Here is a 5,938-nt window from a genome sequence, read left to right as displayed (position 1 = left end):
TGCTTGGTGAAACGCACGCTGAGGAAGCCTCAGCGCGATCTCATCCGCTCACCCCCAACCCCTCTGTCTTGTCGTTTTTTTATTCGGGGGTTCCCCCCGAATAAAAACGACGCTCCCAAGCTTGGGAGCGATTCGCGCACGCCTCTGTTCCCCGACGGTTTGCGGATGCGCGCTCCTCGGGTTCCCCGTGGGTTTAGCGCACCAAGCAGCGATTCAAGACAGAGGGGAGCCAGAGCCGAAGGATCTGGCGGGACTGAAGAGCAAATCATACCTGGATTCAGCAACACCACCAAATTTATCAGTTCCCGTACTAATCGCATGTCTGTTCATTCTCTTGCGCGAACGCTCCTCAGTCTAACGGCTTGGCTACTGCTCATCGCCCCACCATTAACAGCCCAAACCGCACCACTCCAATACAGTCCCGATCCGACCTTTTCAGTATTGTCTAGAAAAGGAGCGCCCAAAGATATTATTTACGGCGGCGGTAAACGCAGCATCTGTCTAACTAGAGCCGATCCCGCACGCGGCTTAACCGCGATCGTCCCACCAGGGGACTTTGGCGGCCTGAGCGCGACCACCAATCCCAAATTCTGGGTCTATATGCCCTACGCTACTGACACACCACTGAGCGGCGTATTATCGGTACGGACGATCGATGACTTTCGATCGGCACCATTTATCAGAGTCCCCGTCACCTTACCCGCCCAGCCCGGATTAGTCGCCCTCAAACTACCCACATCACTCATCGGCGCAACCTCCCCATTATTGAATCATCCCGGCGTGTTAGCCTGGACGCTCACCGTAGTCTGCGACGAAGAAAATCTCTCCCGCAATCCCTTCGTCAGCGGCTTAGTCATGGTTACGCCACAGCCAGCACTGTTACAGCGAGTGGCGCGACTATCTCGCTCTGAGCAGGTGCTAGAATTTGCGCGATCGGGATATTGGTACGATGCCCTCGATCTAGTCGCCGGAACCGATGGCGAGATCGGCGTCCAACGACTGATGGAGTCGGCTGGCTGGAAACCAGCGAGGTAAAATTAATACCGAAGAACAGGAGCCGATCGTGCAACTATCTCCCTTCTGTCTTGAACAAATTCAAGCTGCCGAATTACGTGGCGAGCAACGCGGCGAACTCAATGGTCGTAAGGCGGGTGAGTTGGCATTGACACTTAAATCGCTCCACAAGCGATTTGGAGTGCTATCCGAGCAAGTGCAAGGGCAGATAACTCAGCTATCTGTAGAGCGGCTGGAAGACCTCGCTGAGGAGCTGTTAGATTTCAATACTGTTGAAGAGTTGCTTGGTTGGCTCGATCGTGCTTGATAATAGGAAGAAGATGCAGCTCTGGCTACATTTTCTCCATTACTATAAAACCCTGTCATTGCCGGAGCTAACCAGCGCGGACACCTTAAGCGACTCTTGCCTACACTCTGAGGCACGATCGATCTGCTGACAAAGCATCCTGTTTACTTATCAGGGCTAACTGGGGAATTTATGCAAATTCCCCCAAAAATTCGCGCGGGTAAGAGCTTGCATAGAATATTTTTTCATCTAGCTAACCAGCTATGAACCTCGGACACCAATAGTTTTAGCGTTAATTTAATCTAGCTCGATCGTCGATCGCCTAGATTTGTTTGCATAATAACCGTAGATTTGGCTGATAGAAGTATATAAGCATACTTACTAATTTGTTTAAACTCAGTATGAATTTGAAGCAAAACACGTAATTAGCGATCGACTGCTCCCGCGCGGAGTGGCTTTGCCAAGGATGCTGATGACATCCGATCGCCTTCGCTAATTTACAACAACTATTTACCACACGTTAAATATTTCTTAGTACATTTTCAGTTTTGAAAATGTACTACTTTTGCTTATTATTCGTCATATTTATCTGTAAAAAATTAGATCTTATTAATTTCTAATTATTACATCGGTCGAGAGATCTTAATCACAACTATTAGGATTGAGCCTAGTTATAAATTAGATATCGAAAGAAATTTAAGTCGCTTTACTTATTACAAGCAAACACTTTACAGACTGAAAAATTTACCTATATAGCCATTGTGAACTCAAAACTTATATTAACTACGCTCATCTGTTCGATCGCTCTCACTAGTTGCTCAAATAGTCAAGCACAGACAGCAATCGCAGATTTGAATCAAACAGCGAACATTGAGAAAACTTCAGCAATAGCTGTAAGTCAGCCAAAGGAGTCAGCAACTACTAGCACTGAAATTTCAAAATCATCGATCGATTCAGCCAGTGGCGGTCGGTGTACTGGAATTAATAATCACCTGTTTATTGGGAATAGGATTGCTAAGAATAAATACAACAATCCAATTTATCCAATGTATTTGTGCGTTGGTGGCAAAGAAGTTAGGAGTTATCAAATTGTCACAGGCAGAAACTTTACTCAGCAGAGAAATCGCAATCAAAGTGGTACTCAATCCCCTTTGCCAAATGGAAAATACCGAATAGGCACCGCTCTTACTCCAGGGCTATTGGTAGAGGTAGGTAAAGTCGAAGGGCTTGGTGTTCGTCAACCATTTTTGCCAATTTCACCATTATTTAATACTGGTCGGTCTGCGTTAGGATTTCACGTCGATCCATCATATAACAAAGACCCGAAAGAAGATGGCACATCTGGTTGTATTGGACTGATAACTTCAGCAGATTTCAAATCTTTATGGGCTGATATCAAAAACTATCAAATCCGCGATCTCCAAGTCGCAATTAATACTAAAGCTGCTGACAATCCAGATGTTGCCGAACGTCAGTAACTCACTAAATTACCCCGAATCATTAGAACATCATGAAAGTTTTAACCGCTACAGCCTTATTATTCGCGATCGTACTTCCTGCTACTGCTCAAGTTGGCCCTGCTTACTCTAATCGTGTCACTAAAAACCTAACCTATGGCAACGTCTGTACTGCTCAAGGAAGTAGCAGTCTATCGATTCGGAGCGGCCCTGGTAAAAGCTATCGCGTTCTCAAGCAAGTATCGAACGGTACTGGCTTATCCTTTAACGGCAGTCAGTATGGGAAAGATGGCTTTCAATGGTTGCGAACTTCCTCTAATGGTCGTCGGGGATGGGTTCGATCGGATTATATCTGTGAGCCTGAGTGTGCTGGGTAAATAAAACCATTTTCACCCGACACATTAGATCGGTTGCATAAACATTATCAATTGCGCTGATATAAGTATAGGAAGATACTTTTGTTGGCGTATGAATACGCAGAAAAACTGACTTTCCAATTTCTAGACCAAAATCACCCCGAACCGTTACAACATCATGAAAATTTTAACCGCTACAGCATTGTTATTCGCGATCGCACTCCCCGCTTCTGCTCAAGTCGGCCCTGCATATCGTTCTGCACAAGGTAACAGCTATGGTAATGTCTGCACTGCTACTCGTGGCAGTAGCCTTTCATTACGGAATGGCCCTGGCAAGAACTATCGCGTCCTAACTCAAATTCGCGATGGTAACTCTGTCGTACTTACCAATAGCCAGTACGGACGCGATGGCTTCCGATGGTGGTTGACTTCTGCTAACGGTCGGCAAGGTTGGGTCAGAGCTGACTATGTTTGTGGTGCGCCTCAATAAAGTAGAGCGACAATCTAAATAGTTTTCAATCTTAATACCTCTCGATCGAGATTTTGCCCAGCAGAAATTAGATCGGAGGTATTGTTTTATTGAGGTAAGACTGTAAAATTGCTTTCTAGGTCAATTCATCAACTAATTATTAATTTATTACATAGCGGCATGTTAATGAATAATACAGCCCCAATTTCTTCAAGAAATTGGGGCTGTACTTACGATCGTTCCGTAATCATTCTATTAAATTGATTTAAAATCGGTAGCCAACGCCTAAACCCAACGAACCGCCATCGTTACCAGCAAAAAAGTATCTATAAGTTCCATTGATAGTAAAACTGTCAGAGACATTATAATCTGCACCAACTTCAGCGTAAAAACTAGACACTAAATTTGCCGTTGCGTTACCATCCGTAACACCAATACTACTGTAGCCTAGTCCAGCATAAGGAGTCAAATCAGCGTTTGAAAGGTTGAAATCGTATGTTGCACTGACTCCAGCAATGTAGAGACTTGTATCGCCAGAAGAGCCTAAGATACTTACAAAAGGTCGAACAGAAATATTCTCAGCAACTCCAATTTTTGATACAACGCCAAGACCTGTTGTATCACCGATAAAAGTTGCACCTACCCCAACATAATTTTTTTTCGCTTCATCAGCTTGACTAGGTAGTTGTGTTGCGACGCTTACTAATGCGGTAGTAACCAAAACGGACAAAAACTTCTTCATATTACCCCAATAATGTAACTTTACACAGTTGTAGGAGTTATAGGCATTAAATTATTGAATTTAAATGCGTATCACCCTAAATATTATTCAGGGCTAAATGTTTAATTTATGCAAATTTTTTAGTTGTTTTTTTAGCTGAAGGGATAGATAGCTGCTAGAAGCTTTGCCTACTATAGTTTTTAAGATATTGTTAAAATTCAATAAAACTAGAAATAAGTATATTCACGTACGTAAAATTTGCGTATACATTTTTAACTTTTATAATTTTGATGTAGAAGTAGTGTCTAAATTTTGCATAAAAGCAGTAAATCCATCTGATAAAAGTATAGAAGTATACAACCCCTTTTTCTGGACACGAGTACTCATGAAGAAATTTTTATCGATTTTGGCTGGCTCCATAGTAACTGTATTAATTGCCACCAGTTTTACTCCTGCTACTGCTGGAATGAACTGGAATGATGTTTGGGGTGCCCTAAAGAATGGTGGGGTAAAGCAACCAACACCAGAACCAAGAACATATCCACAGGTCGATTCTTCATCTGCAACTCCTAGTAATGCAGATGTAGGATTATCAACAAATAGTGATTCTTCCAATGGAGGATCTTCTTCATCTGCAACTCCTAGTAATGCAGATGCAGGATTATCGACAAATGATGATAACAATACCGATTCTATTCCCTTGGGATAGATAATACCTAAATAAGAAGCTATTTGAGGAGTAAAAATTTTACTTTTTGATGGCTACTATTAAATAATTGGAGCTTGTTTAGATACAGATAAAAATCTAAGCAATGCCCCTATCTTTACGCACCGATCGATTGTCTAAAAAATCTGGTCTGACTAGATTATCCTGTGACAAAGAAGTTCAGATATCTCAATCTTCAATTTCAGTAAAATGTCCGTATTATGTAAATTTTCTTGCATAATGTTGAATATTTTGACTGGATAAGTAAAAAGAGACACCCCGCTTTCTCTAAAAAATAAATACAAATCATGAAACGTCCAATTCAATTTAACACAAGAGCAAAGTTAAAAGCTTTCTCTTTGCCTGTTACAATCCTAATGTCTTTTGCGACTGCTGCGCCTAGCTTAGCAGCAGACTGGAGCTTGCCGTGGCAAGCAGGTGCGAATGCTGGAATTACTAGAGGTACTGGTTCTCATAATGATGGCTGGAACGGAAAATCGAATGCTGTTGACTTCGCTATTAATGCTGGAACGCCAGTATTAGCACCTGTTGACTCAACAATAATCAGTGTTTGTCAAGCCAGAGGAGGGAACAATCACAACGCTATTTACTTTAGCTCTCCAGATGGTAATTACACATTAATGCACGTCAGAGCATCTGGATTATACAAGGGTCAATCTTTCCAAAAAGGTCAGCAAATTGGTGTCGTAGCTGCCGATACACCAAACGATCCTCGTTGTGCGATATCTACTGGACCTCATCTTCATATCAATTTTCCAAATCGCAACTTAGTTGTGGATGGCTATCGAGTCGCGGATATGAGGGGGGGAACATACACTTCCAGAAACGGACAGATACAGACACAGATGCCTCCCCGTCGTGATGATAACATCCGTATGGTTAATTTCACAGGTAAGGCTAGTAACAAC

At 42.7% G+C, this 5,938-nt stretch carries 8 protein-coding genes; 7 read left to right on the top strand and 1 reads right to left on the bottom strand.

Going from position 1 to position 5,938, the window contains the following annotated elements; genetic code table 11:
• Nucleotides 1-318: 318 nt before the first annotated feature.
• The 5 genes from RMO52_RS21600 (at nt 319) to RMO52_RS21580 (ending at nt 3,603) form a co-directional block, all read left to right on the top strand.
• A complete protein-coding gene (locus RMO52_RS21600) occupies nt 319-1,035 on the top strand; it encodes a DUF928 domain-containing protein (RefSeq protein WP_310418440.1) in 717 nt (238 codons plus the stop codon).
• Nucleotides 1,036-1,063: 28 nt separating this feature from the next.
• Nucleotides 1,064-1,321, top strand: coding sequence for a DUF4351 domain-containing protein (locus RMO52_RS21595; protein ID WP_309745464.1), 258 nt, complete (start codon nt 1,064-1,066; stop codon nt 1,319-1,321).
• A 740-nt stretch (nt 1,322-2,061) separates the two neighbouring features.
• Nucleotides 2,062-2,778 (top strand): L,D-transpeptidase, encoded by a 717-nt coding sequence (locus RMO52_RS21590; RefSeq protein ID WP_310418436.1) that lies wholly within the window; start codon nt 2,062-2,064, stop codon nt 2,776-2,778.
• Nucleotides 2,779-2,810: 32 nt separating this feature from the next.
• Nucleotides 2,811-3,134: an SH3 domain-containing protein gene (locus tag RMO52_RS21585; protein WP_310418433.1), complete on the top strand. Its 324-nt coding sequence runs from the start codon at nt 2,811-2,813 to the stop codon at nt 3,132-3,134.
• Between the two features lie 157 nt (nt 3,135-3,291).
• Nucleotides 3,292-3,603: an SH3 domain-containing protein gene (locus RMO52_RS21580; RefSeq protein ID WP_309745471.1), complete on the top strand. Its 312-nt coding sequence runs from the start codon at nt 3,292-3,294 to the stop codon at nt 3,601-3,603.
• A 244-nt stretch (nt 3,604-3,847) separates the two neighbouring features.
• Here RMO52_RS21580 and RMO52_RS21575 read toward each other — a convergent pair whose 3' ends face one another.
• Nucleotides 3,848-4,324: an outer membrane beta-barrel protein gene (locus RMO52_RS21575; RefSeq protein WP_309745473.1), complete on the bottom strand. Its 477-nt coding sequence runs from the start codon at nt 4,322-4,324 to the stop codon at nt 3,848-3,850.
• Between the two features lie 163 nt (nt 4,325-4,487).
• Here RMO52_RS21575 and RMO52_RS21570 point away from each other — a divergent pair, with 163 nt between their 5' ends.
• Both RMO52_RS21570 and RMO52_RS21565 read left to right on the top strand, forming a co-directional pair.
• Nucleotides 4,488-5,012 (top strand): hypothetical protein, encoded by a 525-nt coding sequence (locus tag RMO52_RS21570; RefSeq protein ID WP_310418430.1) that lies wholly within the window; start codon nt 4,488-4,490, stop codon nt 5,010-5,012.
• 374 nt (nt 5,013-5,386) lie between these two features.
• Nucleotides 5,387-5,938, top strand: a 552-nt coding sequence (locus RMO52_RS21565; RefSeq protein WP_310418427.1) for a M23 family metallopeptidase, incomplete at its 3' end; no start/stop codon positions are given.

It is taken from the genome of Chamaesiphon sp. OTE_8_metabat_110 (assembly GCF_031382685.1).
Lineage (GTDB): Bacteria > Cyanobacteriota > Cyanobacteriia > Cyanobacteriales > Chamaesiphonaceae > Chamaesiphon.
The sequence above is the reverse complement of the archived record's forward strand: the minus strand, read 5'-3'. Positions and strand labels throughout refer to the sequence as shown.